The 2583-nt window shown below is 69.6% G+C and carries 2 protein-coding genes; one reads left to right on the top strand and one right to left on the bottom strand.

Annotated features, from left to right (window positions below; all coding sequences use genetic code 11):
- Positions 1–219: hypothetical protein (locus GRX66_RS18250; RefSeq protein WP_159527758.1), on the bottom strand; the 219-nt coding region annotated here is incomplete at its 3' end.
- A gap of 157 nt (positions 220–376) precedes the next feature.
- Between GRX66_RS18250 and GRX66_RS18245 the strand changes: the two genes are divergently transcribed.
- Positions 377–2583 (top strand): methyl-accepting chemotaxis protein (locus GRX66_RS18245; protein ID WP_159527757.1); only part of this gene is annotated, 2207 nt, incomplete at its 3' end.

Genomic DNA, 2583 nt, shown 5'->3' with positions numbered 1-2583 from the left:
CGCGGAGAGCGGCGAACAGGCTGTCACTCGTGCCGTCGGCCGCGCAGGGCGCGACGACGCAGTCGACGCTCGCCACGCGCCGGCGGCCGCGTCCGCCCGCGTCGTCGCAGTCTGCACGTGGATGCCGGGGGCAGCGCGCTGGAGTTCTTCAGCCACCGTCGCGGCCCTGGAGCGGTCGTCGTCGACGTACAGCACAGCGAGTGAGTCCTTCGTAGTCATCGCGTCCTAGAGGTCCTCCGGGACTCGCTCCTATTGAGCGTGCCGGCGTTTGGACACTCCGGGTCGGCGACGCAGCCACCGACGGCCCCCGTCGGGTTTTCAGTGCTGAAACCGGCGACCATACATTTATGTGCGTGGTCGTGCGCGTGCGAGTCGGATGTCGCTTCGCTCGAAGCTGAGTCGGGTCGCGCGTCGCCTCACGCCGGGGTTCGTCCGCCGGAGTTACCTGGCGAAGTTCGGCGCGGCGCTGCTCGTGGTCGTGCTGTGCATCGGGGCCGTCGGGGCGGCGACGTACGTGCAGACGTCTGACCAACTCCAGGAGCAGGCGCGAACCGAGTACTCGACCGCGTCGACGGAGAGCGCGTCCTCGGTCTCCGAGTGGGTGAGCGAGCGCACGAACAACGCGCGAATGCTCGCGCAGTACGAGGTCCTCGTCGGCGGGAACTACACGGAGATCCAGTCGTTCCTCGACGAGGAGATCGCGAACATGCCGGGCGACGTCAGGAACGTCCACTACGTCCAGTTCCAGAACCAGGAGGTCGTCGCCAGCACGGACGACGCGCTGCACCGCCAGCGGATGACCGAGGCGAACACGCCGTGGAGCGCGCAGGAGATCGCCTACGGCGACAACGGCGTCTACGTCTCCGAGCCCTACGTGAAAGACGGGGCGACGCGACTGGCATACGTCGCGCGCATCCCGTCGGAGTACGGCCTGCAGACCGCCGTGGTGATGACGACGAGCCTCGGCGACGTCACCGACGGCTTCCGGAAACCGACCGCCAACAGCGTCAGCCAACTGGTCGACGACGCCGGGCGCGTGCTCGCAGACGACACCGCGGTGTCGACCCTACAGCCGTACGCCGACGGAAACAACTCGACCGTCGCCCAGGCAGCAGCCAGCGACGACGACGGATTCCTCTCCGCGGGCGCCTCCGCGAAGGACTTCGAAGACGACCACGTCGTCGCGTACGCCCCCGTCGAGGGCACGGACTGGGCGGTCGCCCTGCACGTCCCGACCAGCGAAGCGTACGCGCTCCAGACGACAGTGACGACGCGCGTGCTCGTCATGGTCGGCGTGGCGCTCGCCGCCCTCGCGTTCATCGGCCTGACGCTCGGTCGTGGGACGGTGACTGCACTGAACGTGCTCGGGCGGAAGGCCGAAGCCCTGGAGCGCGGCGAGTACGACACGAACCTCGACGTCGACCGCGAGGACGAGATCGGCGGGCTCTTCGCGTCGTTCGCCGGGATGCGCGACGCGCTCGTCGAACGCATCGAGGACGCCGAGCAAGCGCAGTCACAGGCCGAAGCCGCGCAAGCCGACGCCGAGGCGGCCCAGGAGCGCGCCGAGGCCGCCCGCCAGGAGTCAGCCGAACGCGCCGAAGCCCTCGAGGCGACTGCGTCGTCGTTCTCGGCGACGCTCTCGGAGTTCGCCGACGGCGACCTCACGGTCCGCCTCGACGAGCAGACGGACCACGAGGCGATGGCGGACGTCGCCGCGTCGTTCAACGAGATGGCCGCTGACCTCGAGGAGACCGTCGCTGGCGTCGTCACGTTCGCAGACGAGGTCGCGAACGCCAGCGACGACGTATCGGCGCGCGCGGAAGCGGTCGAAACCGCGGGCCGCGAGGTGTCGACGTCCGTCGACACGATCAGCCAGCGGACGACCGAACAGCGCGACGAACTGGAGTCCGTCGCCGTGGAGACAGACGACATGTCCGCGACTATCGAGGAGGTGGCGGCCTCCGCCGACGACGTCGCGGAGACCTCACAGCACGCAGCCTCGATGGGCGCCGACGGCAGGGACGCCGCGACGGACGCAGTCACAGAACTCCAGGACATCGAGGCGGCGACCGAGAACACCGCGACGGCGGTCCGCGAACTCGAGTCGCAGGTCGCGGAAATCGGGTCTATCGTGGACGTCATCACGGACATCGCCGAGCAGACGCACATCCTCGCGCTGAACGCCTCCATCGAGGCGGCGCGCGCCGGCGAGGACGGAGACGGGTTCGCGGTGGTCGCCGAGGAGGTCAAGAGCCTCGCGGAGGAGACCAAGGACTCGGCCGGGGACATCGAGGCGCTCGTGACCGACGTGCGCGAGCAGACCGACGAGAGCGTCGCCGCGATGGCGTCCATCCGAGAGCGCGTCGGCGACGGCGTCGAAACCGTCGAGGACACCCACGACGCGCTCGAGGACGTCGTGGCGGCCATCGAGGAGGCGGACGCGGGCGTCCAGGAGATCAGTCGCGCGATGGACGAGCAGGCGTCCTCGGTGGCCGACGTCGCCGGCGCCGTCGACGACGTCGTCCAGTTGGGCGAGCAGACGGCCGACGAAGCGGAGAACGCGGCGTCGGCGGCCGAGGAGCA

The sequence above is a fragment of the Halobacterium bonnevillei genome (assembly GCF_009831555.1).
Classification (GTDB): domain Archaea; phylum Halobacteriota; class Halobacteria; order Halobacteriales; family Halobacteriaceae; genus Halobacterium; species Halobacterium bonnevillei.
Note: the sequence above shows the minus strand (reverse complement) of the source record. Positions and strands in the feature narration are given on the sequence as shown.